General features: G+C 56.6%; 25 protein-coding genes. 7 read left to right on the top strand and 18 right to left on the bottom strand.

Translation table 11 applies throughout. The annotated features are described in order from the left end of the window. Nucleotides 1-44: 44 nt before the first annotated feature. Nucleotides 45-704, top strand: coding sequence for a phosphoglycolate phosphatase (gene gph, locus DHN12_RS04810; RefSeq protein ID WP_108859164.1), 660 nt, complete (start codon nucleotides 45-47; stop codon nucleotides 702-704). A 330-nt stretch (nucleotides 705-1,034) separates the two neighbouring features. Here gph and DHN12_RS04805 read toward each other — a convergent pair whose 3' ends face one another. Beyond that, the gene (locus DHN12_RS04805) at nucleotides 1,035-1,223 is read right to left on the bottom strand and encodes a hypothetical protein (RefSeq protein WP_108859163.1); all 189 of its coding nucleotides are present in this window, start codon (nucleotides 1,221-1,223) and stop codon (nucleotides 1,035-1,037) included. 655 nt (nucleotides 1,224-1,878) lie between these two features. On the opposite strand from DHN12_RS04805, the gene DHN12_RS04800 reads away from it, so the two are divergent. Then, nucleotides 1,879-3,666 carry an FAD-dependent oxidoreductase gene (locus DHN12_RS04800; protein WP_108859162.1) on the top strand — a complete coding sequence of 596 codons (1,788 nt, stop codon included), beginning with the start codon at nucleotides 1,879-1,881 and terminating at the stop codon, nucleotides 3,664-3,666. A gap of 33 nt (nucleotides 3,667-3,699) precedes the next feature. After that, complete coding sequence (locus DHN12_RS04795; protein ID WP_108859161.1) at nucleotides 3,700-6,981, top strand: adenylate/guanylate cyclase domain-containing protein; 3,282 nt, start codon at nucleotides 3,700-3,702, stop codon at nucleotides 6,979-6,981. Here the strand turns inward: DHN12_RS04795 and DHN12_RS04790 are convergent, their stop codons facing one another. Together DHN12_RS04790 and DHN12_RS04785 are read right to left on the bottom strand one after the other, a co-directional pair. Next, a complete protein-coding gene (locus DHN12_RS04790; RefSeq protein WP_108859160.1) occupies nucleotides 6,982-7,917 on the bottom strand; it encodes a polyprenyl synthetase family protein in 936 nt (311 codons plus the stop codon). Next, nucleotides 7,914-8,390 (bottom strand): hypothetical protein, encoded by a 477-nt coding sequence (locus tag DHN12_RS04785; RefSeq protein WP_108859159.1) that lies wholly within the window; start codon nucleotides 8,388-8,390, stop codon nucleotides 7,914-7,916. The genes DHN12_RS04790 and DHN12_RS04785 overlap by 4 nt, the downstream gene beginning before the upstream one ends. Here DHN12_RS04785 and DHN12_RS24360 point away from each other — a divergent pair. Continuing rightward, nucleotides 8,369-8,752: a hypothetical protein gene (locus tag DHN12_RS24360; RefSeq protein WP_159089967.1), complete on the top strand. Its 384-nt coding sequence runs from the start codon at nucleotides 8,369-8,371 to the stop codon at nucleotides 8,750-8,752. The two genes, DHN12_RS04785 and DHN12_RS24360, sit on opposite strands and share 22 nt — an antisense overlap. A 111-nt stretch (nucleotides 8,753-8,863) precedes the next feature. On the opposite strand, the gene DHN12_RS04780 is transcribed toward DHN12_RS24360, so the two are convergent. Then, a complete protein-coding gene (locus DHN12_RS04780; protein WP_108859158.1) occupies nucleotides 8,864-9,988 on the bottom strand; it encodes an amidohydrolase in 1,125 nt (374 codons plus the stop codon). Next, nucleotides 9,981-10,991: a pyridoxal-phosphate dependent enzyme gene (locus DHN12_RS04775; RefSeq protein ID WP_108859157.1), complete on the bottom strand. Its 1,011-nt coding sequence runs from the start codon at nucleotides 10,989-10,991 to the stop codon at nucleotides 9,981-9,983. Before DHN12_RS04775 ends, DHN12_RS04780 begins: the two co-directional genes overlap by 8 nt. Nucleotides 10,992-11,078: 87 nt before the next feature. Between DHN12_RS04775 and DHN12_RS04770 the strand changes: the two genes are divergently transcribed. Then, on the top strand, nucleotides 11,079-11,555 hold the full coding sequence (locus DHN12_RS04770; RefSeq protein ID WP_108859156.1) for an Lrp/AsnC family transcriptional regulator: 477 nt from the start codon (nucleotides 11,079-11,081) through the stop codon (nucleotides 11,553-11,555). Between the two features lie 120 nt (nucleotides 11,556-11,675). Here the strand turns inward: DHN12_RS04770 and DHN12_RS04765 are convergent, their stop codons facing one another. From DHN12_RS04765 to DHN12_RS04755, 3 genes are read right to left on the bottom strand one after another with little or no spacing between them, the layout of a single operon-like run. Further along, on the bottom strand, nucleotides 11,676-12,587 hold the full coding sequence (locus DHN12_RS04765) for an NAD(P)-dependent oxidoreductase (protein ID WP_108859155.1): 912 nt from the start codon (nucleotides 12,585-12,587) through the stop codon (nucleotides 11,676-11,678). A 30-nt stretch (nucleotides 12,588-12,617) separates the two neighbouring features. Next, the gene (locus DHN12_RS04760; protein ID WP_108859154.1) at nucleotides 12,618-13,166 is read right to left on the bottom strand and encodes an isochorismatase family protein; all 549 of its coding nucleotides are present in this window, start codon (nucleotides 13,164-13,166) and stop codon (nucleotides 12,618-12,620) included. An 11-nt stretch (nucleotides 13,167-13,177) separates the two neighbouring features. Further along, nucleotides 13,178-14,044, bottom strand: a complete 867-nt coding sequence (locus tag DHN12_RS04755) for a hypothetical protein (RefSeq protein WP_234416557.1) — start codon at nucleotides 14,042-14,044, stop codon at nucleotides 13,178-13,180. A gap of 119 nt (nucleotides 14,045-14,163) precedes the next feature. On the opposite strand from DHN12_RS04755, the gene DHN12_RS04750 reads away from it, so the two are divergent. Next, complete coding sequence (locus DHN12_RS04750) at nucleotides 14,164-15,033, top strand: LysR family transcriptional regulator (RefSeq protein ID WP_108859152.1); 870 nt, start codon at nucleotides 14,164-14,166, stop codon at nucleotides 15,031-15,033. A 312-nt stretch (nucleotides 15,034-15,345) separates the two neighbouring features. Beyond that, nucleotides 15,346-16,488 carry an adenylate/guanylate cyclase domain-containing protein gene (locus DHN12_RS04745; protein ID WP_234416556.1) on the top strand — a complete coding sequence of 381 codons (1,143 nt, stop codon included), beginning with the start codon at nucleotides 15,346-15,348 and terminating at the stop codon, nucleotides 16,486-16,488. Between the two features lie 34 nt (nucleotides 16,489-16,522). Here DHN12_RS04745 and DHN12_RS04740 read toward each other — a convergent pair whose 3' ends face one another. The 10 genes from DHN12_RS04740 to hisD all read right to left on the bottom strand — a co-directional run bounded on the left by DHN12_RS04740 (nucleotide 16,523) and on the right by hisD (nucleotide 25,973). Continuing rightward, on the bottom strand, nucleotides 16,523-17,218 hold the full coding sequence (locus DHN12_RS04740; RefSeq protein WP_108859150.1) for an RraA family protein: 696 nt from the start codon (nucleotides 17,216-17,218) through the stop codon (nucleotides 16,523-16,525). Next, entirely contained in the window at nucleotides 17,215-17,910 is a 696-nt protein-coding gene (locus tag DHN12_RS04735; RefSeq protein ID WP_108859149.1) for an alpha/beta fold hydrolase, read from the bottom strand. Before DHN12_RS04735 ends, DHN12_RS04740 begins: the two co-directional genes overlap by 4 nt. After that, nucleotides 17,907-19,031 (bottom strand): cobalamin-independent methionine synthase II family protein, encoded by a 1,125-nt coding sequence (locus DHN12_RS04730; protein ID WP_108859148.1) that lies wholly within the window; start codon nucleotides 19,029-19,031, stop codon nucleotides 17,907-17,909. Before DHN12_RS04730 ends, DHN12_RS04735 begins: the two co-directional genes overlap by 4 nt. A 10-nt stretch (nucleotides 19,032-19,041) precedes the next feature. Then, the gene (locus DHN12_RS04725; RefSeq protein WP_108859147.1) at nucleotides 19,042-19,644 is read right to left on the bottom strand and encodes a class I SAM-dependent methyltransferase; all 603 of its coding nucleotides are present in this window, start codon (nucleotides 19,642-19,644) and stop codon (nucleotides 19,042-19,044) included. Then, complete coding sequence (locus DHN12_RS04720; RefSeq protein ID WP_108859146.1) at nucleotides 19,641-20,606, bottom strand: cupin; 966 nt, start codon at nucleotides 20,604-20,606, stop codon at nucleotides 19,641-19,643. Before DHN12_RS04720 ends, DHN12_RS04725 begins: the two co-directional genes overlap by 4 nt. A 193-nt stretch (nucleotides 20,607-20,799) precedes the next feature. After that, nucleotides 20,800-21,789, bottom strand: coding sequence for a polyketide cyclase (locus tag DHN12_RS04715; protein WP_108859145.1), 990 nt, complete (start codon nucleotides 21,787-21,789; stop codon nucleotides 20,800-20,802). Then, nucleotides 21,786-22,829 (bottom strand): LacI family DNA-binding transcriptional regulator, encoded by a 1,044-nt coding sequence (locus DHN12_RS04710; protein WP_199913471.1) that lies wholly within the window; start codon nucleotides 22,827-22,829, stop codon nucleotides 21,786-21,788. Before DHN12_RS04710 ends, DHN12_RS04715 begins: the two co-directional genes overlap by 4 nt. Then, nucleotides 22,829-23,593 carry an SDR family NAD(P)-dependent oxidoreductase gene (locus DHN12_RS04705; protein ID WP_108859144.1) on the bottom strand — a complete coding sequence of 255 codons (765 nt, stop codon included), beginning with the start codon at nucleotides 23,591-23,593 and terminating at the stop codon, nucleotides 22,829-22,831. Before DHN12_RS04705 ends, DHN12_RS04710 begins: the two co-directional genes overlap by 1 nt. Further along, nucleotides 23,593-24,645, bottom strand: coding sequence for an ester cyclase (locus DHN12_RS04700; RefSeq protein ID WP_108859143.1), 1,053 nt, complete (start codon nucleotides 24,643-24,645; stop codon nucleotides 23,593-23,595). Before DHN12_RS04700 ends, DHN12_RS04705 begins: the two co-directional genes overlap by 1 nt. Next, the gene (hisD, locus tag DHN12_RS04695; protein ID WP_108859142.1) at nucleotides 24,642-25,973 is read right to left on the bottom strand and encodes a histidinol dehydrogenase; all 1,332 of its coding nucleotides are present in this window, start codon (nucleotides 25,971-25,973) and stop codon (nucleotides 24,642-24,644) included. The genes DHN12_RS04700 and hisD overlap by 4 nt, the downstream gene beginning before the upstream one ends. Nucleotides 25,974-25,984 lie beyond the last annotated feature (11 nt).

Genomic DNA, 25,984 nt, shown 5'->3' with positions numbered 1-25,984 from the left:
GCAGGTTAGGTCTGGCTCACGCGCATTAACCGACGGGGAAACCGATGACCGCAACAATCATGTTCGACCTGGATGGAACGCTGATCGACAGCCTTCCGGACATTGCAGCGGCCGCCAACCGGACATTACTGGATATCGGCATCGCCCCGTTGTCGGAAAGCACGATCAAACAATTTGTGGGCAACGGCCTGCCAAAACTGGTCGAACGCATGATCCGCCATCACGACCTGCCGATCGAGCAGCATAGCGAATTGACCAAACTCACACTCGCCCATTACTCTGCCGCCTCCAGCGACAAAACGATCCCTTACCCAGGCGTCCCGCAAGCTCTGACGCAACTGCGCGAAATGGGCTGCGTTCTGGGCGTATGCACGAACAAACCTGAGGCCCCCGCACGTCATATCCTGGACGCACTGGATCTGGCACATCACTTCGATACAGTGTTTGGCGGCGATACACTGCCTGTTCGCAAACCAGACCCCGCGCACCTTGAGGCAAGTTTCAACGCGGTCGCGAACGCTGGACCCCGGCTCTATGTCGGAGACAGCGAAGTGGATGCCGAAACTGCGCGTCGTGCAAACGTGCCCTTTCTTTTGTTTTCGGAAGGCTACCGAAAAACTCCGGTGGAAGAGATCCCACACAGATTCAGCTACGATGACACGCATAAACTACCAGCGCTCGTCTTGGAGGCATTGCAGGCATAGGGAACAAATTTGCTGGCAGGGGGATTGGGGAAGGCGGTTGAGGGGCCGGCAGAGGGGGTAAGTAGCCAGCCCCTCATCGGGGAAAAGTGGTAATGTCCGCAGTAACTCTTTGGATGCATTAACCCTAACGAATCGACCTGTATTCAGAAATTGGGGGTTTCCCGTAGGCGGAGATAACTAATTGAATTTTCATTCATTTTTATGACAAAAAATACCAAAATATCGAAAATGCACGTTTTGACACGCGCCTGCCCCCAAGAATCATCCGTCTGGGGGGGGCGAAAACTCTACTCCTAGCGCCATCTGCCACAAAAAATAGACAGGCCGTCCTCAGGAGGCGATCTGCGCCCGCAGGCCGATCAGGGTGACGCTGGAATGCGCTGGGTTCAGCATTGGGTCTTCGATGAACTGAAAAGACGGTGTGTTCTGCAGGCCTGGTGAAATCGAGAACTGGCAGAACGCTTCGAGCGTAACTTGATCCCAGTCAACGCCACGGACTTCGGCCCATCTCGGACCCACACCTGCAAGGTTTGCCTTCCGACCGTAATAGCCGCCCCCGTAGAAACAGAGTGGTCTTAAAACGCAGCAGTTCCCTTGGTCGCTCCGGCCCAAAGAAAGGGCATCATTTATTGTCCACGAACCACGTGGCAGAAAAGGCCGCCCATATTCTTCGGCACAGCTGCCATCATCGGCGGTATCAGAGTACCCGGGAGCCTGGGAAATACAGTGTCTGGCCTTGTGGGTTTGGGTTGCTCAAAGCCGGTCCTCAAATCATATCGATCAACTCTGATAGCTCCGTCTGTCTAGACAAACTACATTTCGATTGGACCGAGACGGTTATTTGCGCGGATTAATAACTGGTGGCTCGGCTACCAACTGCTGTTGCAATTTCAAGAGCGCTGTCAAATCGAAGGGAACATCGCCGGCCCTAAGTATCGGCCTTTGAATCTTGTAGTATCTGATGCAGCCCGGCCCCCTACCCTACCCTACCCTACCCAAAGAAACCTTGCTTAACGGCAGTAACACGACCCGTTGCCTTTCGTCCTGCAGATCATTTTCCTGCACACTCTGAAAAAGTTTCCTTTGATGCCCCAAGCAGCGTAACCTTAGATAAGTTTTGACGGCGCCGGTCTGGGATTGCAGGCTTGTGACGCAGAAAACCGGGGGAGTGAGCATGCATAATGTAACTATCGTCGGGGCCGGGATTGCCGGGCTCACCGCGGCGCTTCGTTTGTTGGAGCGGGGATACCACGTCACGCTGTATGAGCAGGACAATTTCATTGGTGGAATGTTGCGATCCCATAAGGAGCACGACCACGGTGATTATCCGCGCGAGCACAGCTATCACATGCTGTGCAATTGGTATTACAATTTCTGGTCGGTCGCAGAAGACCTTGGAATCGAAGACAACTTTACACCGCGCGAAGCCTTCAAGTTCCTCTATGACGGTGATCTCGACAACATGCCGGAAATGGTGAACCCGGGCGGCATTCAGGATTTCTATCGCAATCTCACCGGCGGCGCGGCGCCACCAGCTGAACTCTTCCTGTTTATGTATTCGATGGTCGATCTGCTTTCGATCCCGGACAGTGAAGATGACAAGCTTGACCGAATGTCGTTCAACGGCTGGTTGCGTGGACGGCCCTATTGCACCGATGAGGTCGCCCAACTTCATGAGAAGATCTGGCAGACCGTCTGGGCCATCGACAGTTGGCAAGCCTCAGCGCGCAGCTACAAAACATTCCTGAAATATGGCAACCGCGTTCCAGTTCCGCAGCTCTGGCTGTTTGATGGGTCCAAGAAGGACACCCTAATTGATCCTTTCCATGCCAAGCTCAAGCAGTTTGGTGACCGGTTCGAACTCATATACCGTCACCGACTTCGCGAAGTTCATCCCAGTGAGGATGGAACTCGGATCGAGCGGCTGGTGTTCGACAAGGTGACCAAGTCGCCATCGGTTAATCCCGATTGGAAGGTCGCAAAAAAAGACATCGTCGAAGATGTAAGCGATGAGAACGTGATCATCAGCATTACACCTGGTGGGATGGCATCAATGGTGACCGAAGATCTGTACAATGCCGATCCTGCCCTGGGCCAGTTGCGGTATCTGGAAGCCGAGCCGATGGCGTCGGTCGAGCTTTATCTCAAGCGGAAACTACCCGGCATCCCTACGGAAGTGGTGGTTTTCATGGACACGCCCTATGAGATGACGTTCCTCAACTACTCGGCGACATGGGGCCTCAAAAACACCTTCCTTTATGTGACAGTGTCGGATTTCAAATCGCTGTTGTCTGTAAAACCCGAACGCCGAGACGAAAACCAGAACCTCATTCTGGATCTCAAAAACCCCAAAACCGCGATCGACTATATTCTGCGAGAAATCACTGCCAAGTTAGAAATAACCGAGGCCGATATCGATCTGTTCCAGACCTCTGTCGACACAAATACGGGCGAAGAGCTTTTTGCAAATCTAACCGGCAGCTGGGAACATCGCCCCGAGGTCAACACCAAGTTTCAAAATCTGTTTCTTGCCGGGACTTATGTCAGAAATTTCGCAGATGTTTCGACCGTCGAAGGCGCTTGTGCAACAGGGCTGATCGCAGCTGAAGGCGTCCGTCAGGCCGCGCAAAGAGAACCGGACAAAGGCGATGCGGGTAAACCAGTCGAAGTAATCACACCCGATTTCTATCCCAGTCAGATGTTTCAGACGCTCAAGATCGCCTGGGCACCTTATGCCGCCAGTGCCAAAGCCTGGACGCTTGCGGACAAAGCGCTGGGGATCAATAAGCTATGGCCACCGAAAGACTTCAAGTTTCCGAAGTCAAAATTGACACCGAACCCCGAGAATCTTGGTTCGCTGTTTACGGATTGGCTGCCTGCAAGTAAGTGGAACGAAAAGACTTTGGGCCTGGGTCCAATGTTCTGGAACTATACAGAAGACGGCAAGCCCCGTAAAAAGTAACCAAGAATACCTCGCACGAATAAGAGACGACTGATGACTACTAAATCAATTGCGGCATGGCTGAACGAAATTGGCCTGCCACAATACACCACACTATTTGATGAGAACGGTATCGACCTGGACATTCTTGAAGATGTGACAGGTGACCATCTCAGAGAAATGGGTGTCACGGTGTTGGGTCATCGGCTCAAGATCAGCAAGGCGATCGCGGCGATGAAGCCGGACGCCGCACAGCCCAGACCTAGCGGAGCTATGACGGGTGAGGAAAGCGCCGAACGGCGGCACCTTACAATCATGTTTTGTGATCTGGTTGGCTCGACCGCCCTGTCGGCGCGGCTTGATCCCGAAGACTATCGCGATCTTATGGCGTTGTATCAGGATACCGTTTCGCAGTTGGTCAAAGATGCCAGGGGGCACGTGGCCCAATACCTTGGTGATGGCGTTGTGGTCTATTTTGGCTATCCGGTCGCCCAAGAGGACGCGGCTGAACGCGCATGCCGCGCGGCTTTGGAGATCGTCGAGGCCGTCGCCGGGCTGGATACTGCAGCAGGTGACCGCCTGCAGGCCCGCATCGGCATTGCAAGTGGCTTGGTTGTGGCCGGTGATCTCGACCAGATCGGAGTGAACTCAACCTCTGCCGTGGCTGGGGATACGCCAAACCTTGCCGCCCGGCTACAGGGGTTGGCAAAACCGGGGCAGATCGTAATCGGCAACAAAACGCACTCGCTGTTGGGGGATATGTTCGTCTATGAAGCGCTAGAGAACATCCATCTGAAGGGGTTTGACCCCGGTCAGGTGGCTTGGCGTGTCATATCCACGGCACAGCGTCAGGACCGGTTCACCGTCAACTCGGCACGGCGGCAACTTACACCACTGGTCGGTCGTACGCCCGAGCGGACGCACCTTATGTCAGCCTGGGAGGATGCCAAATCAGGTAAGGGGCGTGTCTGCCTTGTCTCTGGTGAGGCCGGCATTGGCAAAAGCCGCCTAACATATGAGGTGGTTGATCAGGCCAAGGGCGAAGGCGCCACCGTCCTTCACCTGCAATCCGCGCCCTACTTCGAAAACACGGCCCTGTATCCCATCCGCCGTCAGATCGAGACTTTGCTTGGGTTCACTGAAGAGGATGACAGTGACGCCCGGTTAGACAAGCTGGAAAAACTGGTAGTCGCCGAAGATAATCTGAACGAAGCGCGCGCCTTGATGGCGTCATTGTTTTCTCTGCCCTCTGACAGGTATCCACCGCTGAACCTGTCGCCCGAACTGCAAAAAACCCGTACGATCGACATGCTAATCGAGCAAGTCATCGTACAGTCTAAGCGGGCTCCTCTTCTAGTGCATTTCGAAGACCTGCACTGGATCGATCCGACATCGCTGGATTTGCTGACCAATTTCACCGCCAAACTTGCCGATCATCAGATATTGTTGCTTGTGACCTGCAGGCCGGAATTCACCCATGACTGGCAGGCAGATCACCTGATCACCTGCGAACTGGCGCGCCTCAAACCCGCAGAAGTCGAAGAGCTTTTGGACAGCATGACAGGGTCGGATACGTTTTCTCCTGAACAGCGCCAGCAACTGCTGGAACGATCGGACGGCGTGCCGCTATTTGCCGAAGAGCTGACCCGCTCTGCGATGGAATTCAGAAACAGCGCGGATCTGGTGCCTGAAACCCTGCAAGACAGTTTGATGGCGCGTCTCGACAAGCTGGGGGCTGCCCGCGAATACGCCCAGATCGGCGCCGTGATCGGCCGGGAATTCGATGTCGACCTGCTGTCCCAGGTGACCGGAACTCCGCTGCCCGAGCTCTCGGACTCGCTTTCGCAACTGGGTGACGCAGACCTAGCATACCCGGACCAAACCGGCCAAAGCCTGATGTTCCGCCATGCCTTGATTCAGGAGGCTGCGTATCGATCTATATTGCGGCGGCGGCGGCAGCAATTACATGGAAAGATTGCCGAAACATTGGAAGAAAAATTCCCTGAACGTTGCAAGTCCGGTCCGGAACAGGTGGCAAACCACTTTGTTGCCGCCGGACTTGGTGACCGGTCAGTCCCCTATTGGCTGACGGCAGGTAAATCAGCGTGGGGCCGGGCTTCGATGAAAGAAGCGCTCGCTCAACTCAGCAATGGTTTGGAATATGTTGGAGAGGTCGATGACCTGACGGATCGCGCAAAGCTGGAGCTGCAACTGCAGTCGACCATTGGCGTGGTGCATTTTGCGGCGACCAGCTACGCCTCGCCACAGGCGCAGACCGCATTTGAGCGCGCCCGCGAGCTATTTCTGGATGTTGACGATCCAGACCTGCGCGTCGCGGTTCTATACGGGATCGGGGCCTTCGAAACCATGCGTGGCGACGTAAGCTCGGGGCACGAGACCTTTGCGGCGCTCGCAGACGAGGCCAGGCGCAGCGGCAATACCCGTTATGAAGTTTATTCCGCCTCGATGCAGACTTGGTCGCATTTCAACCGCGGCGATTACGCCGAGTCGGTGCGCTATGGCGAACGGGTTCTACACCTCTATGATGAAGGCATCTGGGACCAGCCGGGGCCACGCCTGTCGGCCGCCGAACCCAAGGTGATTTCAGAGTGCTTCCGGGCGGCAGCGCTCTGGTCCCTGGGGCGACCGGATCAGGCGGTGAAAGTTGGGAATGACATCCTGAATTACACTAGGTCATTGCCTGACCCCTATTCGCTTGTCTATGCGCTGTCGAACGGGGTGATCCGTATCCATGACTGGAACGGTGACTGGGAACAGGTCATGGACCTGACCGAAGAATGCAGCGCGGTTGCCGGAGAGTACGGGTACAGGTTCTTGGGTGTCTGGGCCTCATTCTGGCGCGCCCGGGCCATGGCAAAACTCGGTCAACTGGAAGAGGCCGAAAAGATCACGGCCACCGCCGTTGCTGCCTGCAAGAATGCCGGCGTCCATTACCACCGCGTCTGTTTTGAAGCCAATCATGCACGCCTGCTGTTGGCACAGGACCGGATCGAGGATGCCGCCCGGGTTCTGGACGACCTCGACCAACCACTGCAGGTTGGGGGCGAATTGAACCACGTACTGGACCTGAGCCTAGTCAAAGGGGAATTGGCACAGAAGCGTGGCGACACCAGCAGCGCCGAGCAGCACTATCGCGCTGCTTTCGACGCGGCCCAAAACCGGTCAGCTTTGGCGTGGCAACTGCGCGCCGCGCTTGGGTTGGCGTCTTTGCTGCCCGCCAAAGACGCACAACGCGCGCTTATCGAACCGCTAATGGCGCAGTTCGAGGAAGGGTTCGACAGCCAGTATCTGAAAGCAGCGCGCGCCTATTTGTGATCAGCGCGCTTCGCCCAAAGCCCGTGTGCGATCCACAAGCGTGATCAACTTTTTGGGGTTCCGGGCAAATCGATTGGCCTCAGCTATAGCGCTGGCGGCGATCCGGTCCAACTCGGCCTCGGCTTCGGGCAGAGCGGCGCGAAAGGCCTCGGCCAGCGCGTCGTAATTGCCGGGGTTCGGATCGCGGAACATCTCGGCAATTGCAGGTTCGCGTACAGCTATCGCGGCCGGTAGGGTTAGAATCCCGTCGCGAATGTCCTCTTCACCGCCGCCACCCAGGGCTTCGGTTCCACGCACGTCGGACACGTCATCGCAGGCGTGATACAGGGTGCCCAGCAGACCACCGAAATGGCGCAACCCCTCGCTACGGTCGCCGAGACAAGCAGCGACCTCGAACATCGAACCGGTGTCTTCCTGCGCCAGCTTGCGCCAATCTTCGACCCCGCGCGGCATCGTGCGGCTGTTCCACTGCGCGATCTCGGCCGCGCCAAGCCGGGACATCAGCTCGGACAACAACCCGACCACCTGCGGCTCGGTCGCCATCATCCGATAACCTTCCGCAACCATGAACCCGGACGTCATCAGCGCCGCAAGTTGCCCAAAGGCCGTATGCATGGTCGGTTTGCCGCGCCGTTCGTCCGACTGGTCCAGAATGTCGTCCACAACCAGCGTCATGTTATGAAACAGCTCAAGCGTTACGGCTGCCTGTATGGTTTCATCCGTGATCTCCTCGCTGCCGACAGCCGTCTGACAGGCAAAGATGGTCAATGGGCGAAAATACTTCGAGCCGGCCAGAAACTGTTCTTCCAACTGCGGCCGCATCTCGTCGGGTGTGGATTCAACCCACGCGCCGATGGCAGTGCGCAGCCGTTCGGTCTCAGACTCAAATCCCAGTTCCGGTATCACCCAATCGGCGCGGGCACCTTCGTTATTCATGGTTTGGATTTTGCATAGCGATGGGGGCCTTCCCGGTCGTCACCCTCGGGACCGACTGACTTACGAAGCTCAGCCTCGATTTCCATAAGATCACGTTGCAACAGTTTTGCCTCGCTCAGCGACAGATCCGATATTTCGCGCAACACGGCACGGGCCTTGTCTAGCACGATCAGCTGTCTGGCCTCCAATGACGGGCCATCCGCACTGGGTATGGTTGCTTCGATCGCGTCTGTCCCTTGGGTTGAGACGATGGTCGCAATCTGCTGCCAATACCGCAAAGCTGAACTGAGCCACCGGGCTTGCGCCTGCGCAAGCAGAAACATCACGTCGGGCTCGACCCGTGCACCCTTTTCGCTGTAGTCCCGCAGCGACCCCAGAACACCCTCAAGCGCTTCCAGATACATCGCCACCATATCGTCAATCGAGCCAGGGTTCCCAAACTCATTGCGTGATGATCCGTCGTCTTGATCCATCTTGCTACTCCATTGCCCCCATCGTCATAAAGTTTTGTAGATTCAGTGTTTTGCTACCGATTTTCACTGTATATTCACACCGCGTTTGGGCATGGGTTGATTTGATTTTCAGTAAAACAAGAAGATCGCCGCGCAATCAAGTACCGAGATATGTTAACCATCTATTAACCTTGGGGATCTGCCGTCTGCATAAGAAAAAAGCACCCGCCCCGTGGGTTTTGGTTCATATGGCGCGGACGGCGAAACAAAACAGATTTGTCGCGATCTGCCGGGTTGAAGTTCGTGACTATGAGGCTTTGCGCCAACTGCGTCACGCAATGTTTCTGGGTCTCGATGCAGCCCTGAAGGTGGTCACCAGATGAAGTGTCCCAGCAAAGAAAAAATAGCTAAATGACATCGGCCGAGGGTTCGATTGGGAACTTCAGGGCGGATAAACCGCCCGCAATTTGGGCTTATTCAGGCATCGCTTGCCATCAAAATTCCCGCCGCGCAGTGCTGGTCCAAAACGCGATCCCATGTCTGATCGCCTCGTCGTTAAAATCATACGACGGGTTATGAAGCGGCATCGAATTGTTCCCCTCCAATCCGTTGCCCATCAGGATGAAGGCCCCGGGGCGGTGCGCAAGAAACTCTGCAAAATCCTCAGAGAATCCTACCCGACCGTAATCCGCATCAACGCTACCAACATCACGAGCAGCATCCGCGATCATGTCTGTGGCTCTGGCATCGTTCACCAATGGCCGGAAGGAAGTCGAGTAATCAACCTCCGCCTCAGCGCCTTGTGCTGCACATACACCGGCGACTATGGCGCGCATTCTTCGCTCGATATTCTCGGACACATCTTTGGAAAAGCCCCGGCAATCCCCCCTTAGAGTTACGTTGCTAGGCAGAATGTTGCGCGCGCCGTCTGTCAGGAACTCCGTTACGGAAACCACTGCATGCTCGCTCGCCGGAACCGAGCGAGAGACGATCGATTGCAACTGCTGCACAATTGCGGCCCCAGTCACAATCGGATCAACGCCTTTTTCCGGCATCGACGCGTGCCCGCCCTGACCCTGAACGCGTATTTCAAAATTATCCTCGAACGCGCAGAATGAGCCCGCTTGAGTGGCAAAGTGACCAAGCTCCATTCCGGGCATGTTGTGAAGGCCGAACATCGCGACCATCGGGAAACGTTCGAACAAACCGTCCGCGATCATCGCGGCTGCACCGTTTCCGTTCTCTTCGTCGGGCTGAAAGATGAAGTGAATGGTGCGGTCAAAAGACGGGTCTGCCGCAAGCTCCAGCGCGGCCCCCAGCAGCATGGTGCTGTGGCCATCATGGCCACATCCATGAAACTTGCCTTCCGTTCCCGAGCGGTACGGCAAGTTGGTGGCCTCTTGTATCGGCAGCGCGTCCATGTCGGCTCGGAAACCGATTGCGGTTTCGTCTGGACCACGGCGTAAGGTGGCCACAATACCCGTGCGGCCCACACCCCGGGTGACTTCAAGTCCCGCGCGTTCCAACTCGGCCGCGATCAGATCCGAGGTCCTGTCAAGGTCGAAGCCGGTTTCAGGGTGGGCATGCAGATCACGGCGAAACGCAACGAGATCAAGCATCGGGAACGTCTCCTTCGGACAGCACGATCAACGGCAATTTAGCCTCGTCCGCCAACAAGGCTGCAAGCCCCGCTGCGCCAGATGGTGTGGTGGAAAAGCCCAGATCGCGCGCATGTTTTACAGCGTCCACGGCCTGCAGGTCAGTGACCGTAACCCAGTCGTCGGCGCACCGTTCAAGAATTTCCAAAGCCAACATAGAAGGCGTTTTGCAGTCCAAGCGCCCCATATTGGACACCGGGCCCTCAACCGTTACGATCTGTCCTGCCCGGGCGCTTTCGGCAAGGCAAGGGGCCGCATCAGGTTCGACGACTATGATCTTTGGCTGAACCGCCCAGGTGGACCGGATCATGTAAGCGATCCCCGCAGCCAGCCCACCAACGCCTGCCTGCAAGTAAACGTGGCTCGGCCAATTTCCGGAGCTTTCCAACTCTGTCCGCATTTCTTCGGCGATTACGGTATAGCCTTCCATTACCAACCGCGGAGGTTCCGTATAGCCAGGCCAAGATCCATCGGCGAGGTGGATTGCGCCGGACGCCTCGGCGTCGGCTATGGCTGCCGCAACGCTCGCCTCGTAATCGTCACCCGATCGGACAACTTCCGCGCCTTTGTCCCGCAGGCGAATTGCAAAATCCTCTGGCACTGTTTCGGCAAGGTGAATGCGGGCCTTTGCGCCAAACAGCCGCGCACCAGCGGCCACGGCCATGCCGTGATTGCCGGCACTGGCACAGACAAAAGTCATCGAGCGTGCGATGGCCTTCACGGAATCGTCCAAAAAGGCGTTTGATTCCAAAGGGTGACCAACCCGCGCTTCTATCAGCTTGGCAACAGCGTAAACGCCCCCGAGCGCTTTGAAAGCACCCAATCCCATCCTGTTGGTTTCGTCCTTGATCAGAATGGGTCTGCCTTGGAGACTGCATGTCTCCAACGGACTTGGTTTATAGGCGGGGCATGCAGCCAGCAGAGCCAGCGGTTTTGCAACATCGAGTATCGTTGGATTTTTCATACAGAAAGTTGTACATGCGAAAGATGATCAATTATTGTCATTTTTTCCTAATTTTCGGGAAATTTTCTCGCCCCAAAGGAAATTATCATGAAACTCGATCAGTTTGACCGAAATCTGCTTCAGTTGATGCAAACCGATGCCAAGATAGGCCTCGAAGCGCTTGCGTCCGAAACAGGCTTGTCTGTGGCCTCTGTTCAGCGGCGGTTAAAGGCGCTCAGAACCTCGGGCGCAATTCTTTCGGAAGTCGCGATCGTTGATCCCAAAAAGCTGGGTGTCGCGATGAGCTTCATTGTCATGGTCGAATTGGAACGCGAGCGTCAGGATCAGATCGACGCATTCTCACGTCAGGCGCAATCAGAGCCTATGGTACAGCAGTGCTATTACATCACCGGAGACGCCGACTTCTGTCTGGTCTGCACAGCAAAGGATATGGATGATTTTCAGGAACTCACGAAGCGACTGTTCTTCGACAACTCAAACGTCCGTCGCTTTCGCACATCTGTTGTCATGGGGAGAAAGAAAGTCGGTTTGGGAATTCCTGTTCAGGATGTTGGGTTAGAATGATAAAGATCAACATTTACGTCAGCTACCGCTTCAAAGCGGCCCTTCGAATGCTAGGCAGCAGATGAGCTCATTAACCAGCGCCACGCGTCCTTGGAGATAGGGCCCAGACTGGGCCCCTCGTTATTTTTCCCAGTGCGGGATCCAATCCCCGTCAAGGCGAAGTGACACGCCAGCATTGTCTTCTTCAAGCTTCACCACATGCAATTCGCCCTTGTCGCCCCCGTATTTTTCGCGGGCCGCTTCGAACTGCGTGCATACCAGCCGTGTGGCAGGGGCGGCGGTGCCGGCGTCGTCGCAGGCCTCAACGATCAGGCCCAGATCCTTTTGGCACAAGTCCAGTGTGAAAGACGGATCATAATGTCCGGCAAAAACGGACGGGGCGTCGTGATGCATGCACCAGCTTTCGCTGGCTCCGATCTTGAGCGCGTCCCAGGCCCGTGACAGATCAACACCTGATTTCACCGCCATCACAAGTGCTTCACCCATGGCTGTCGCATGGATGGCCCAAAGCTGGTTGCTGGCCAGTTTCGTCACGGACCCACTGCCGCTGGAGCCCATGTAGTGAAGCGGCCCCATCAGTTCCATCACGGGGCGAATTCGCGCGACAGTCGCTTCGTCCCCACCTGCAAATTGGGGCATGTTGCCGGTGCGTGCGCCATCGACGGCACCAGTGACTGGCGCATCAATCAACTGCACTCCGATCTCAGCAAAGGTGGTGGCAAGCTCGCGCACAAAGGCGGGTTTGTTTGTTGTCATATCCACCCAAACCTGCCCGGCGGACATGGCGGATAGCAGCCCATCGTCGCCGCCTGCCACTTGTTCGATTTGCTTTGGTCCAAAGACCATGGTGAACACGATGTCCGCCGCTTGCGCGGCTGCCGCAGGGGTCTCTGCCCACTTCGCCCCAAGCGCCAGGTGCTCTTCTGCCCGGTTCCGATCAAGGTCGCAGACCGTTAGGTCATGCCCGCCCTTGATCAGGTTCAGGGCTGCCGGGCCGCCCATGGTGCCAAGCCCAATAAATCCAATGCGCATCTTCGCCGTCCCCGGGGTTAGTTATATTGCTTACGCGTTCAGGATGGTGTCGGTCGAACATACCTCACCAAACTCACCCTGCAGATTGGCAAGCGTAACGGAATGGATCTGTTCGGCGCTGTGGGTCACTCCGTCCGGCCCGGTCGCGTCATAAGCCCAGACGGCGTCAGAGGCATAGACCATCTCAAAGCCCAGACTGCTTGCAGAGCGCGCGGCAGACTCGGCACAGTGATTGGCCGTGGCCCCGCAAATGACCACACGCTCAATATTGTCGGCGCGCAGATCAGCTTCGAGCGAGGTTCCGGCGAAGGCGCTGGAGACGTTTTTGATGATCACCGGCTCGTCCCCCTGCGGTGCCGCAAAGGGTTGAACAGCCGCGCCTGGCGCATCCGCATGAAATGGATCGTCGGGGTCAAGCCCGTGGTGATGCACATGGACGATCTTGTCACCGTGCGCGCGAAACCGGCTGAGAAGCCGACCGATATTGTCGCCTGCCTCGGGGCAAGATCGCACTGCACCGGCGGCATCCTCATGAGCCAGTGCCATTTGCACATCAATGACGAGTAGAGCAGTTTTCATGGCTTGGTCCTTTATGCGTTGATGCTGGAGGCTGCGCGTTCCGCGAGAATGTTTTTGACGCGATCACCATAGATCCGAATGTTGATGTCGTCGCTGATCACACGGCCTTTCTGTTCGTCATAGGTCATGATCGCGGTGACACGAGGGGTCGACCCTTCGACCTCTGTCACCCCGTGCAATGAATAGCCACCGCGAAACAGGGTAAAAGTACCGGCACCCCGGTCAAACTTCTGCGCATGGGATATATCACCAGCAAGCAAACGATCCACCGCCTCGCGGTCTTCGGCTTCGTCGGTGCGCGAGTTTGGCAAGAAGGCAAAATCACCCCCGGTTTCAGCGGCCTGCAACAGCAGCGTCACGGTGCATTCCGTCGTATCATAATGCCAGGCGTGCCAGCTTCCTGGATGCAGGGCGACGACATTCAGCGCTTGAAACTCATCGGCGCAGCGATGCAGCACCTCTTTCTTTTGGACGCGGCGCACAAAGTCCGTCAAACGCGGCGACTGATAAAGCCGCTGAATAAGCGTTTCATTCGGCAGCTGATCATCCGCCAATTGCGTCGCCACATGCGTATATTCCTTACGACGCGGATCATCCTTGGGCAGCGACGGGTCAATTGCGCCCTGATAGATGTTGCGTTTGATGGTCAGTACGTCAGCGGTGGGTAGCAAGGCGTTGGATTCATCGGCCAGAGCAGCCAGTGCCTCGGGACGGATGAACCCATCCAGATTGCACCAGCCATGTTCCTCCATCTGGTCCTGACAGGTCTTGAGAAACGCAGCGCCTTTGGCACTTTCCAGATCCGCAATGGGATAACGCTCCAGATCCACTAGGCTCAAAACCATGTCGGTGGCTGCATCTAGATTGATCTCCGGCATAGTTCGCTCCTTTTCGTCTGGTCGACTTCGTCGTCGGTTATTTCTGTCTAGCCGCGGCCTAAAATGAAGGAAAATGAAAGAATTTGCCTCCATGCGCATAAAAAACTTATGAATGGGCAATGAAAAGCAATCTCAACCTGAACTGGCTTCGCACTTTCGAGGCCGCCGCACGTCATTTAAGCTTTACCGCCGCCAGTCGAGAGCTGGGGCTGACACAAACGGCTGTCAGTCAGCACATGAAGGCGCTGGAAGGTCAGCTGGGGCAGAAACTGTTCATTCGCAAGGCCAAAAGCCTGCAGCTGACGGAAATCGGCCGGGCCTATTTGATATCGGTCCGGGATTCACTGGAGCACATCGCATTTTCCACAAACGGGCTGTTTGGGCCTGCCCTGGAGACGACGATCGTAGTGCGGGCGTCGGCGGCCATGATCATTTGGCTGGCGCCGCAACTTGCGACCTTTCAGACAGCCCATCCCGGTATCGGGATCAAACTTGTCACCTCTCTGTGGCAGAGCGGCCAGGAAGGGCATCCCGTGGACGTTGACATCCAGTTGGCTCCGCAAACCCATTCCGACACGCGCATGGTCAAGCTTTCTGATGAATTCATCGTTCCAGTTTGCGGTGTGCGTACCGCGCCAATGATCAAAACACCCGAGGACCTGATGGCACACGCTGCCATCCACGTCCTGGGGTTTGACGACCATTGGGCGCGGTATCTGTCAGCCCGTGGTCTGCCCAATGCAGATGTATCCCCGCGCCTTATCGTCGATACCTCAGTTGCCGCCTGCGAATTGGTGGCCGCGGAAAGCGGCTGCACTATTATGATCAACCGGTTCGCGCAGCAGGCCATCGCAAGCGGCCGCCAGATCAGAATTGTCGGTGCCCCCGTTGATACAGGCCAAGCCCACTACATCTTGCAACACAAAACAGGTACGGCAGGATCACACGTTTCGACCGCTTTTTGCGAATGGTTACAAACCCGTTTTTGACGACCGCCCTCAAAACGCGAATGCATCCTGGGGATCAAGCGGGACATGACCACGGCCCTGCCAAGTCGTCATTTGCAATGCGCTTGAAGCGGGTAGCCCATTCTGGGGCCAGATCGTGCAAAACAAGCTGTTTGTGTTTTGAGATATTCAATGGATCGCCTCCTGAATTTGCGCCAAGCCTAAACGCGCCCGGCATCATGCGCGGGCCTCATTTGGTTCAAATCGGCCCATCACAGGCCCAATTTCCTTTGTGCATCCAGCCCTAGCGACTAGTTTGAAATAATGGACTCCGTAGCCCAACTGACAAACTGGATGATCACTGAAGGACGCCAATCAGGCGATCCCGTGAAAGTGGTGTCGCATTTCTGCTCGGCCTTGATAAAGGCCGGTGTCCCGCTTTGGCGGGTCAATATTGGCCAGCGCTTCGCCAATCCCCTACTCATCGCTTGGGGTGTGGTTTGGACACCTGATGGAACCGAAAGCTATGACGTCACACATGAGACGATGTTGACCGACGGGTACGTAGGAAGCTCATTTGAGTATATTCTGGAACACCGAAAGCCACTTCACAAAAGTCTACGCCAGCTGGATTCAAAGACAGAGCATTCATCCTACCTGGAATTCGCCGAGCAGGGCGGCACCGACTATTATGCCACCCTGCTTTATTACGGCGACAGATCACTACACGGCTGCACATTTGTTACCCAAGCACCAGAAGGGTTCTCACCACTGCATCTGAAATTGATCGAGGACGCGCTGCCCGCGCTGTCTTCGGCTTTGGAACCTGTCACAATGCGCAAATCGTCCAAAGGCCTTCTGAGAACCTACCTTGGCGATGGACCCTCGGACAGCGTTTGGAACGGGCGCATCAAACGAGGGGAACGTACAACGCTTGAGGCCGTGGTCATGTTCTCAGATTTGCGCGGTTTTACGGCGCTATCGGACAGCGCACCTGAAGAGGAAGTTTTTGACGCGCTGAGCGGATACTTCGATCTAGTTGTTCAGTCAGTGGAAGAGAATGGAGGCGATGTTCTTAAATTTATGGGTGACGGTATTCTGTCGATTTTCACCATCGCCACGCAAGCTGATCGCGCTGACCGATGTCGCAAAGCTGCGTATGCCGCGCAAAGTGTTTTGGCTGGTCTGACCGCCCTCAACTGCAGTCGCGCGGAAGCCGGAAAACCGGTTCTAGACGTTGGTATCGGGATCAACGCAGGGCAAGTCAGTTATGGCAACATCGGCAGCCCCGGAAGACTGGATTTTACTGTACTTGGTGGCGCGGTGAACGTCGCCAGCCGAATTGAGGGTTTGACAAAATCTATTGGCCGAAGAGTTTTGGCAACGTCAGTCGTTGCTGGCGCTTCGGATGATCTGTTTGCTTCTTGCGGGTTTCACGACATTCGTGGCGTTGCGCATCCAATTGAGCTGTTCGCCCTCGTCGAGCAGAAGCTCTGAGGCGCAGCGGCATGCGGAATGTCTGCCCCTATAATCAGACCCTGGCTTTTTCGAAGGCCGCCCAAGCGGTCTCAAAAGCGTCAAAATCAAACTCCGGCTGACTGGCTGCATCCAAGACGATGCGTTCTGTCACCAATAGCTTTTGGATTGCGGCTTCTAACTTGTCGACGACATCATCGGGTACAACCAACGCGCCATGACGGTCGGCGTGCACCAGTTCGCCAGGATTAACTGTCAGGCCAAAAACGGAAACCGGTGTATCAATCTCGCGGATGTGGACAAAACCGTGGCTTGGCCCGACAGAACCGGCGACGACCGGGAACCCCTTGGGTAAGTCCCCCAGGTCACGCATGACACCATTGGTTACCACACCAGAGATACCGAACCCCTTGTGGACGGATGTATTGATTTCGCCCCAATAGGCTCCGATGCAATCCGGAAAATCCATATCCTCGATCACAGCGACGCACGGGCTGGGGGCTTCGGCTATGTATTTGTAGTAGGCCATGCGCCGGGTCTTGATGACTTTAGGCGGCTCGGTCGGTGGATTGACTGCCGCGATTTTTGCCGTACGGGCATAGCCGACGATCGGAGGTTCCTCAGGCGCTGAACACAGCATGGTTCCGCGCGTGAAATCATCAAACCCGCGCTTGCCCTGCGCCACCTCAATGGCATTGCAGACGGTGGGGGTATCGACCTTGCGAAGCAGGGACAAAAGGGATGGCGTCATGTGTCCTCCAACCAACGGATCAAGGCCGCTGTGGTTTTTTGGGGTTGTTCCAATGTCGGCAGATGCCCTGCGCCTTCGATGATCTCCAGCGCGCTGTCTGGCAATAGATCGTGCATCAACTGGTGGCGTTCCACGGGGCACAGCCGATCTTCTTGCCCACACAAGACCAAAGCCTTTCCCGTGTAAGCTGTCAGCGTCACGCTTTGGTCCGGGCGATCCATCAGAGCCTGCGATTGGCGCAAGAATACTTCGGGGCCCAAGTCGGTGGCCATTGCCATGCACAGATCCAGGACAGCCCCCCGGTTGGGCCCGTCCGAAAGGTAACTGGGCTTCATCTCGTCCCGCATCACCGACCTCAGCTTGCCGTCGCGAACGGCTGCAATCTGGGGCGCGCGGCGGGCTTTGACTTCTTGCTTTTCAGCCAGTGGATTTGTGTCGAGCAAAGCCAGGCGCGAAACACGTTCCGGGGCCCGACGCAATACTTCCATTGCCACGATACCGCCCATCGACAATCCCGTCAGCGCGAATTCAGCCGGCGCATTTTGCAGAATGTCATCTGCCATGGCTTGCACGCTGTCGTGTCGCGACAACGGGAATGTCATCACAGGCATCCTGCCTGACAGTGCGTCGATTTGCGGGCCAAAAAGGCGGGCGTCACACATCATGCCCGGCAAGAAAATCACGGGTATCATGCTGAGGCCAGCTTGGCCCCCTCAGATAGCGCGGCCAACTTTGCGTAGGCGATCTGAGGGTCAACCGCGCCGAAGCCCGCAAAGGTGCCAAAGCCGCAATCGCTGCCTGCTATCACCCGGTCCGCGCCGACGATTCCCGTGAAACGTTCGATCCGTTGGGCCACAAGCTCGGGATGCTCGACGAAATTGGTGGTGGTGTCGACCACACCGGGGACCAGAACCTTGTCATCGGGTATCTCAGATTTGCGGTCGCGGAACACGGTCCACTCGTGGGCGTGTCGCGGATTCGAGGTTTCAAACAGGACATAGCGCGACTTGGTCGCCATCAGGGTACTGAATACCTTGTCCATCGCAATGTCGCAGCAATGCGGACCCTCATAGTTGCCCCAGCAGATATGCACCCGTACGCGATCCTGCGGGACGTTCTGAAGCGCGTGGTTCAGCGCCTCGACATGCATATCGGCGATTTTGATGAACGCGTCGTCCGAAAGGTCGGTGAACAGCATATGGCGCGATAAGGCCAGATCCGGGCAATCCAGTTGCAGATCCAGTCCAGCGGCCACGATGGTTTCGTATTCCTCTTTCATGGCATCGGCCAGCGCAGCCAGATATGCCTCACGCGTGGAGTAGAAATCGTTTTGCAAAAACAGAGAGATCACGCCCGGGGACGCGGCATTCATAAAACCGCGCTCGACCCCATGCTGCGCCATAGCCGCCTTGAGGTTGGCGATGTCCTTCTCTAACTCACCCTGCCCTTTTGATCGCACTTCTCCGGTGCACATTGGTCGGGCGTATTGCGGCGTGCCGCCATCATTGGCCAGCCGCTGCAGAAAGCCGGGGAACATCTTCAAATCTGCAGGCGCGTTTCGAGGGCTGTCACCGGAAAACCCAGTGTAGCGGTCCTTGACATAGGTCGCATAAGAAATCTTCGAAGTCTCACCGTCGCTGACTATATCAACGCCGGCTTCGACCTGTTTGCGCACCGTTTCAGAGACTGCGGCGGTCATACACGCGTCAAACGCGGTTGCTTCATATGGTTCACCGTTTTCCCTGGCAAAGATAAGATCCACGACGTCCTGTGTTCGGGGCAAAGACCCAACATGTGTGGTTTTTACGGCCATAAAGACCTCCTTACAGTTTTCGCGCCATCAGCACAGTATGGCTTTGAGTTTCGGGGTCTTCGGCCAAAAAGCCGGTCAATTGCAGCCCGTTCTCTTCAAGGCACGTCGCATAGCCGGCCGGGGACAACGAGGCGTGGTAGACAAGCTCTGATCCCACCGTACCGCTGACTTCCCCGGCGCGTGGGCCGACTGTCAGCATCAGCATTCCACCGTTATGTAAATGACGCGCCATGCGGGTGATGCAGCCCTTCTGCTCATCTGCTGTCAGGTGAAAAAAGCTGTTCCAGGCGATGATCCCATCGAATTGCTGATCCAGCTCAAAATCCCGCATGTCAGCTTTCCGCCAATCCCCGTCCGGCCAGCGTTTTTTGGCGATGGCCAGCATGGCTTTGGAAAAATCGACACCTGTGACGTCAAACCCTTCCGCCATAAACCAGCGCGCAATGGGATCGCCTGTGCCACAGCCCAGATCCAGTACGTGGTCACCCGGTTTGAGGCTGGCCGTGAAGCGCGCCAGCCAGCGCGCCTCGAACAGAGCTTTTGAGCGGCGCTTGTCATACTCTGTGGCTTGCCGCTCATATATGGCTTGGGTGTCGTTCGGGTCTGCGCTCATCCTGTCCAGGTCGCTCCTGCCGGTTCATCGGTTGCAGTGATCCGGTACAGGCCCGCCTGCCCGGTCATTGATGGCTGAACGCTATAGGATTCGCCGGGCAGAACCAGAGCCGTGTCGCCTGCCGAAATTGTGGTTTCGTGCCCGTTGATCGAAATACGCCAGTGACCGCTGGCTGGCATCAGAACCACAGGTTTATCCGCCGCAATCGGTTCGGTCACAGAGGACCCCCGGCCAAGGAAGTCTACCGCAAACCCCGGCTTATCCTTGATCAGCCCGCTCTCACCAATCACCTGCGCAGGCTTGTTGGCCGACAACGCCATCAAATCCCAATACCGCGCAACATATTTGCCGACGACATCCTCAACCGGAACCTCAGGGTAGCCCTTCAACTGTTCTTCGGTCAGCAAGGGCATTGGGTGCACATTATGAGGCAGCTCCTGCCCTTTCTTGGTGTCGTACAGAACGCCATTGTCGCCCAGCATCAGACCATGCGCCTGCGCATCTTCGATGACCTGAGGGGCCCAAGTGACACCTCCGCCCGCGTCGTCTCCGCCCAGGATTGCCATGATCATACCGTAGTCTTGGCCAACATTTTCGAAACCACGGAAGATGCCGGTCGGGATGTTGAAAATATCGCCCTCCTCGGCGATGAACTCACCGGCGGTGCCATAACGGCCCCAGAAAAAGCGCCAGCGTCCTTTGGCAACAAAGAAAACCTCGGCCGTTGTGTGGCTGTGCAATGAGTTCCGGCATTTTGGCGGCTGACCTGCGGCACCGATGTTGAAGCCGATCTTGTCAGTGATGTGCACGTGCTGATCCGGAGATTCCGAGACGCCACCGCCGATGATCGTGAAATTCTCTTTCTGATCGCTGCCCGGCGTATGGGCATCGATAAACGCGGTTTTACAGGGTTGGAGCTCGCCGTAGCGGACAATGCGGGAAGTGATGGCTGATTTGGTCATGACGTATGATCCGATTTTATTGTTTTCAAGAATGCAAGCTCGTGTGCTCAGACGGCACAGGCGCTCACTCCCCTGGCGGGCGCAGATTCAGCCGCCGCGCCCGCAGGCTTTGACGGAACATATGGAAACGTCGACGGGCTCCGGTTTCACACAGACCACCTGCAAGGATACGATATGCGACCGGGCGGGCCACTCAGACCTCTCCGCTCTGCAACAGGATCTGCTTCCAGACCGAGGTTTCATCGAACAGAGTATATTCACGGCGCAACTGCGGCTGCCCCGCTATCAGTGCGCCAAACTCGGCATGGCTGATCCCGAGGACATAAACCTGTGCCCCTGTCGGCGCCCCGAACATGCCCCAGCCGTCATGCTTGCCCCAAAGGCTCCAGCGAATTGCTGATCGCGGCGGCATATTCGGGTCGTCGCGTCCGATCTGGTGTTCAATCTTGAATTCAGCATTCCGGAAACTCGCCCGAAGCCCCATCCAGAACCGGTCGACGGCATCCCAGCCATGCCCCGTGACGCCGCCCACATATTCAGACTGGACCGCACGGTCATATTCAGCGGCGATAGTGCCCATATCGGCGTTCATGATCCGGGTCAGGATATCAGCATATCGCTGCCCCCACTCATTGTCGTTGCCGCGCCCCTTGTAGGGGCCGGGCTGGTCGATCTCGGGGGTCAGAGGTTTGACGCAGCTGTCCTTACCGCCCTCGCGCGCAATCAGATCAGCGGCGTATGCTTTAGGGTCCCAGCCCATCTGCCGCACAATCGCGCCCTGATCGCGGATCAACCATTCGTCATTGATCTGGTTGTCGATGGCGTGGCAGTCGGCCAGAATTCGATAGCATAGTTTTGTACCGGTAGGCTTGCCGTAAACCCCCTCGGCCAGATGCGTAGCCGTTGAAAGGATACGGTGAGAGCTCAGCATTCCTTCTTCCGGCGTGCCCGACCAGATCACATCTTCACCCATCAACTGCCGATCCGGAAACTCGGCCAGGGTCGCCATCGTCGCGCCGATCACATTCTGATTGCCCAGAACCACCGAACCGGGTGAGCGAACGACGATATCTTCGCTGTAATACTCGTGCAGGGTTACGATGCCCCGGTCTTCCCAGATCTCCTTGGTAATTCCGATGATGTAGTCGGGAAAATCCCGGAACTTGGGATCAAAGCCTTTCATGTATTCATCCTTTGCGGGGTCCAGCCTTTGGGCAACCGTGCCGAAGTGCGCACGATCAACGGCCCATCAATCGCGACCTTGCGGGCTGCGGCAACTGCCGGGTTTTCAATATGGTCCAACAAGGCATCAACGGTTTCCGCAACCATCAGGTTGGCGCGTTGACGAATGGTGGTGAGGTTATAGGCAAGCCATCCAGCCTGCGGTACGTCATCGTATCCAACGATAGAAACGTCTTCTGGTATACGCATTCCCAGTTCAAACCGAATGACGTCCATCACGGCAAGCGCCATATGGTCATTGGCGACGAATACCGCATCGGGTCGTTTTTGCGGTTCAACATCAAACATGCGGCGCGCGGCCAATCGCGCATTCTCGGTCAGGAACTCTCCGATTTCGTAGGCGTACAAATCCTGGCCCGCATCACCGAGTGCGGCGCGAAACCCGGCCTCGCGGTCTCGCTGGGTTGAGGCACCCTGCCAACCGGCAATGTAAGCGATGCGACTGTGGCCTGCGGCAATAAAGAATTCAGCGACCTTGCGACCGCCGGAATAATTGTCAGAGGTCACCGAGGTAATCCCGTCGATATCCTGACTACGGTTGAACAGTACGACCGGCACACCAGCTTGTTGGCACCGTGTTGCGATATCGGACGACATCGCAACCGAGGCCAGGATCACGCCATCAACCTGATAATCAAGAATTTCCTCCATAACGTCGTCAATGTTTCCGGCGGTTCTGGAGGCCATGAAGATCAGGACGTGATACCCCTGCTCCTGCAACTCGTTCGACAACTTCTCAAGCGCTTCGGGATAGAAATAGTTGTCCAGATAGGCGACGACCAAACCGATGATGCGGCTTTTGCCCGACACCATCGCGCGCGCCAACACATTGGGGCGATAGCCAAGTTCGGTCGCGGCTTTGCGCACTTTCTCTTCCGTCTTCTTGCTGACCGAGGCACCGGGCGTGAAGACGCGGCTAACGGCAGACTGACTTACACCTGCAAGCTGGGCAACCTGAAGTGATGTTACTTTCTCAGCCATCAGTCTGCCGTCCAACCTCCGTCAATCAACATCGAAGTGCCCGTGACCAACGCTGAGGCATCAGAGGCGAGGTAGCGTACCGCACCCATGATATCCTCGACCTCGCCCACGCGACCCAGCTTGATCTTTTCCATGATCCATGCGGCGCGTTCTGGGTTGTCAAAGGTAGATTGAGTCAGAGGCGTTCGAATGAAAGTCGGGCAGACCGTGTTGATCCGAATGCCCTGCTTGCCCCACTCGATGGCCATTGACTTTACCATCCCTTCAAGCCCGTGCTTGGTGGCACAATAAAGCGCCCGTTCGACCCCTCCAACATGCCCCATTTGGCTGGAGATGTGGATGATCGAACCTGGCCTGTCAGCCTCGATCAAGGCGCGAGCGGCATAGGCCGACAGGAAGTAAGCGGAACGCAGATTGACGCCCGTGACAACATCGAAATCCTCAGGCGTTGTCTCAATAGCAGCACTGTGCCGTGCAACCCCGGCCGAATTCACCACGACATCAAAGCTGCGCGTTTCAAAAAGCTGCTTTAGCGCATCCAGATCGCCCTGATCCAGAACCAGCGCCTCGGCCGACCACCCCTCTGCCTGCAGAGCAGCGACAGTTGCATTCAACCGATCTTCGCCTCTGGCCGCACAGACGACATGCGCGCCCGCCTCGGCCAGCGCCACGGCACAGCCCTGCCCAATGCCTGAAGAGGCACCTGTCACCAGGGCGGTCTTTCCTGTCAGGGAAAACGAAGGGGTGCGCGGCAGTTCAGTCATCAGCTCATTCCATCCGGTATATCAATGCGCCCCATGTTTCGGGCCTTGTTGAATTCCCGCAGACGGGCAAAGACGTCAACGCCTAGCTGACGATAAGCATCCAGAAGATCGACCAGCACCCAGTTTTCACGAATGCGCCCGTTTTCCAGCCGCCAAAAATCGAGGCTGCGCATGGTGATCTTCTGGCCCGCAGGCGCGATCCCCATCCATCCGTCATGGGTGACGGTCTGGATCATATTAGGCCAGCCGGTCACAGCCGCGTATTCGCCATCGCCGAAGAAATGGTAGGTGATGTCCTCGACGTATTTCCCGCGATCCGGCATCCCGTTCAGGAACGGAATCTGGTGCCAGTTGCGGAATCCTGCATAGCCTCGTCCAGTGCCGATGCCTGAGGGGCCGTACCAATTCATACGGGGATGCCAGAACCGCTCCATCTCCATCACCTCGGGGCCGCCTTGCGACGGGTGTTTCTTGAGGTGCTCCAGCATGTCGATGATGTGTTTGCAGGTCTCTTTACCTTTGGCCTCATCGTGGGGCCCAGGCACCAACCCATCCTGCGTGGCCGGCCCGGGCACGTGCCATTCGCGGCCAAGACTGGGGGCCATGGGCCAGGCACTTGCCTGCATCATCACCTCGGGGATATCCCAAAGGGCTTGCATTTCAGCAACTTTGCCGTTTTCGAAACGGTAAAACTCATGAAACCGCATGGTGACCTGGTGGCCTGTCGGCGGGATGTCCAGCCACGGGCCGGTGAACGTACCGGTGTAGTAGCCGCCGCATCCAATCCAGTCAGAACCATGTTCATCCGGTCCACCCATGACGATATAATCCCGCCGTTCCAGATCGGGCCAGGCAGTCAACAGGTCATTATAGGCGCGGTCATAGAAAGCGTCGCTGCCAATGCTGTCGCCAAAGGGATGACATAGGTGGAAAACGGCGTCCGAGGCCGTTACCTCGGCCAGTGCCGCGCGAACACCGGCCTCGGAAAAATCATACATCGCGGCCCTGAGCGGAGCGATCAGGGCCTTATGCTGTGTATGCCTGTCACTCATTCAGCAGCATCCCGATAAGGCGCCGGCTCGCCATAGGGGACATTGATACCGCCATAGCGACGCACACGGACGTTGCACTGTTCTGCGTGGCCCACAAAACCTTCCAACATGCACAGACGCGAGCCGTATTCGCCGATTAGTGTCGCCGCCTCGTTGGTCAGAACTTTCTGATAACTGTGCGTTTTCAGGTACTTCCCAACCCAAAGCCCACCGGTGTAACGCCCGGCCTTCTTCGTTGGCAGGGTGTGGTTCGTACCAATCACCTTGTCCCCGTTTGACACGTTGGTGCGCGGACCAAGGAACAGCGCGCCATAGCAGGTCATATTCTCCAGAAACCAATCGTCGCGATCCGTCATCACCTGCACATGTTCCGAGGCGATATCATCTGCGACTTGCAGCATCTCGTCATACGTGTCGCAGACGATCACTTCGCCATATTCATCCCATGACACTTTCGCGGTGTCTGCAGTCGGCAGGATGCCCAAAAGGCGGTCCACCTCGGACAGTGTCTCTTTGGCAAGCTTGTGAGAGTTGGTCAGCAGCACACAGGGGCTGTTATAGCCGTGTTCGGCCTGCCCCAACAGGTCGGTTGCGCACAGCTCGGCATCTGCTGCGGTCTCGTCGGCGATCACCATGGTTTCGGTGGGACCTGCAAACAGATCAATGCCAACGCGCCCGAACAACTGACGCTTGGCTTCGGCAACAAAGGCGTTGCCGGGGCCAACCAGCATGTGAACCGGATCAATCGTCTCAGTGCCCAAAGCCATCGCACCAATGGCCTGTATGCCGCCCATAACGTAGATCTCATGCGCACCGCCCAAATGCATGGCCGCAATCACTGCAGGGTTTGGTGTGCCTTTGAACGGAGGCGTACAGGCGATGATACGAGGGACACCCGCAACCGAAGCCGTGGCCACGGACATATGGGCCGATGCCACCATTGGGAACTTGCCGCCGGGGACGTAACATCCGACCGATTGTACGGGGATGTTCTTATGGCCAAGGATCACGCCCGGCAGGGTTTCAACCTCGATGTCCAGCATTGAATCCCGCTGAGCCTGCGCAAAGTTGCGCACCTGTTCCTGGGCGAATTTGATGTCGGCCAGTTCTCTATCGGTCAGTTGACCGATCAAGTCATCGATTTCCTGCTGGCTCAGGCGGAACGATGCTGGCGAGTAGTTGTCGAACTTCTCACTCAACTCACGCACCGCAGCATCACCGCGAGTTTCAATGTCTTTCAGCGTCGTCTCAACCACGGCGCGGGTCTTGGCATCATCTTCAGCCCGGTCCGCATCGGATTTGCCGCGTTTAAGATACTCGATTGCCATGTTTCCAATCC

The organism is Ruegeria sp. Alg231-54 (assembly GCF_900143525.1).
In the GTDB taxonomy this organism is placed as follows: Bacteria; Pseudomonadota; Alphaproteobacteria; order Rhodobacterales; family Rhodobacteraceae; genus Ruegeria.
Note: the sequence above shows the minus strand (reverse complement) of the source record. Positions and strands in the feature narration are given on the sequence as shown.

Excerpts from the sequence above, each read along its gene's own strand:
- DHN12_RS04705 (WP_108859144.1), bottom strand. The coding sequence starts at position 23,593 with ATGACTGAACTGCCGCGCACCCCTTCGTTTTCCCTGACAGGAAAGACC.
- DHN12_RS04730 (WP_108859148.1), bottom strand. The coding sequence starts at position 19,031 with ATGGCCGTAAAAACCACACATGTTGGGTCTTTGCCCCGAACACAGGAC.
- DHN12_RS04710 (WP_199913471.1), bottom strand. The coding sequence starts at position 22,829 with ATGGCTGAGAAAGTAACATCACTTCAGGTTGCCCAGCTTGCAGGTGTA.
- DHN12_RS04800 (WP_108859162.1), top strand. The coding sequence starts at position 1,879 with ATGCATAATGTAACTATCGTCGGGGCCGGGATTGCCGGGCTCACCGCG.
- DHN12_RS04720 (WP_108859146.1), bottom strand. The coding sequence starts at position 20,606 with ATGACCAAATCAGCCATCACTTCCCGCATTGTCCGCTACGGCGAGCTC.
- DHN12_RS04740 (WP_108859150.1), bottom strand. The coding sequence starts at position 17,218 with ATGACGCCATCCCTTTTGTCCCTGCTTCGCAAGGTCGATACCCCCACC.
- DHN12_RS04795 (WP_108859161.1), top strand. The coding sequence starts at position 3,700 with ATGACTACTAAATCAATTGCGGCATGGCTGAACGAAATTGGCCTGCCA.
- DHN12_RS04760 (WP_108859154.1), bottom strand. The coding sequence starts at position 13,166 with ATGAAAACTGCTCTACTCGTCATTGATGTGCAAATGGCACTGGCTCAT.
- DHN12_RS04700 (WP_108859143.1), bottom strand. The coding sequence starts at position 24,645 with ATGAGTGACAGGCATACACAGCATAAGGCCCTGATCGCTCCGCTCAGG.
- DHN12_RS04765 (WP_108859155.1), bottom strand. The coding sequence starts at position 12,587 with ATGCGCATTGGATTTATTGGGCTTGGCACCATGGGCGGCCCGGCAGCC.
- DHN12_RS04735 (WP_108859149.1), bottom strand. The coding sequence starts at position 17,910 with ATGATACCCGTGATTTTCTTGCCGGGCATGATGTGTGACGCCCGCCTT.
- DHN12_RS04715 (WP_108859145.1), bottom strand. The coding sequence starts at position 21,789 with ATGAAAGGCTTTGATCCCAAGTTCCGGGATTTTCCCGACTACATCATC.
- DHN12_RS04780 (WP_108859158.1), bottom strand. The coding sequence starts at position 9,988 with ATGCTTGATCTCGTTGCGTTTCGCCGTGATCTGCATGCCCACCCTGAA.
- gph (WP_108859164.1), top strand. The coding sequence starts at position 45 with ATGACCGCAACAATCATGTTCGACCTGGATGGAACGCTGATCGACAGC.
- DHN12_RS04775 (WP_108859157.1), bottom strand. The coding sequence starts at position 10,991 with ATGAAAAATCCAACGATACTCGATGTTGCAAAACCGCTGGCTCTGCTG.
- DHN12_RS04725 (WP_108859147.1), bottom strand. The coding sequence starts at position 19,644 with ATGAGCGCAGACCCGAACGACACCCAAGCCATATATGAGCGGCAAGCC.
- DHN12_RS04745 (WP_234416556.1), top strand. The coding sequence starts at position 15,346 with ATGATCACTGAAGGACGCCAATCAGGCGATCCCGTGAAAGTGGTGTCG.
- DHN12_RS04785 (WP_108859159.1), bottom strand. The coding sequence starts at position 8,390 with ATGGATCAAGACGACGGATCATCACGCAATGAGTTTGGGAACCCTGGC.
- hisD (WP_108859142.1), bottom strand. The coding sequence starts at position 25,973 with ATGGCAATCGAGTATCTTAAACGCGGCAAATCCGATGCGGACCGGGCT.
- DHN12_RS24360 (WP_159089967.1), top strand. The coding sequence starts at position 8,369 with ATGATCCGTCGTCTTGATCCATCTTGCTACTCCATTGCCCCCATCGTC.
- DHN12_RS04755 (WP_234416557.1), bottom strand. The coding sequence starts at position 14,044 with ATGCCGGAGATCAATCTAGATGCAGCCACCGACATGGTTTTGAGCCTA.
- DHN12_RS04770 (WP_108859156.1), top strand. The coding sequence starts at position 11,079 with ATGAAACTCGATCAGTTTGACCGAAATCTGCTTCAGTTGATGCAAACC.
- DHN12_RS04750 (WP_108859152.1), top strand. The coding sequence starts at position 14,164 with ATGAAAAGCAATCTCAACCTGAACTGGCTTCGCACTTTCGAGGCCGCC.
- DHN12_RS04790 (WP_108859160.1), bottom strand. The coding sequence starts at position 7,917 with ATGAATAACGAAGGTGCCCGCGCCGATTGGGTGATACCGGAACTGGGA.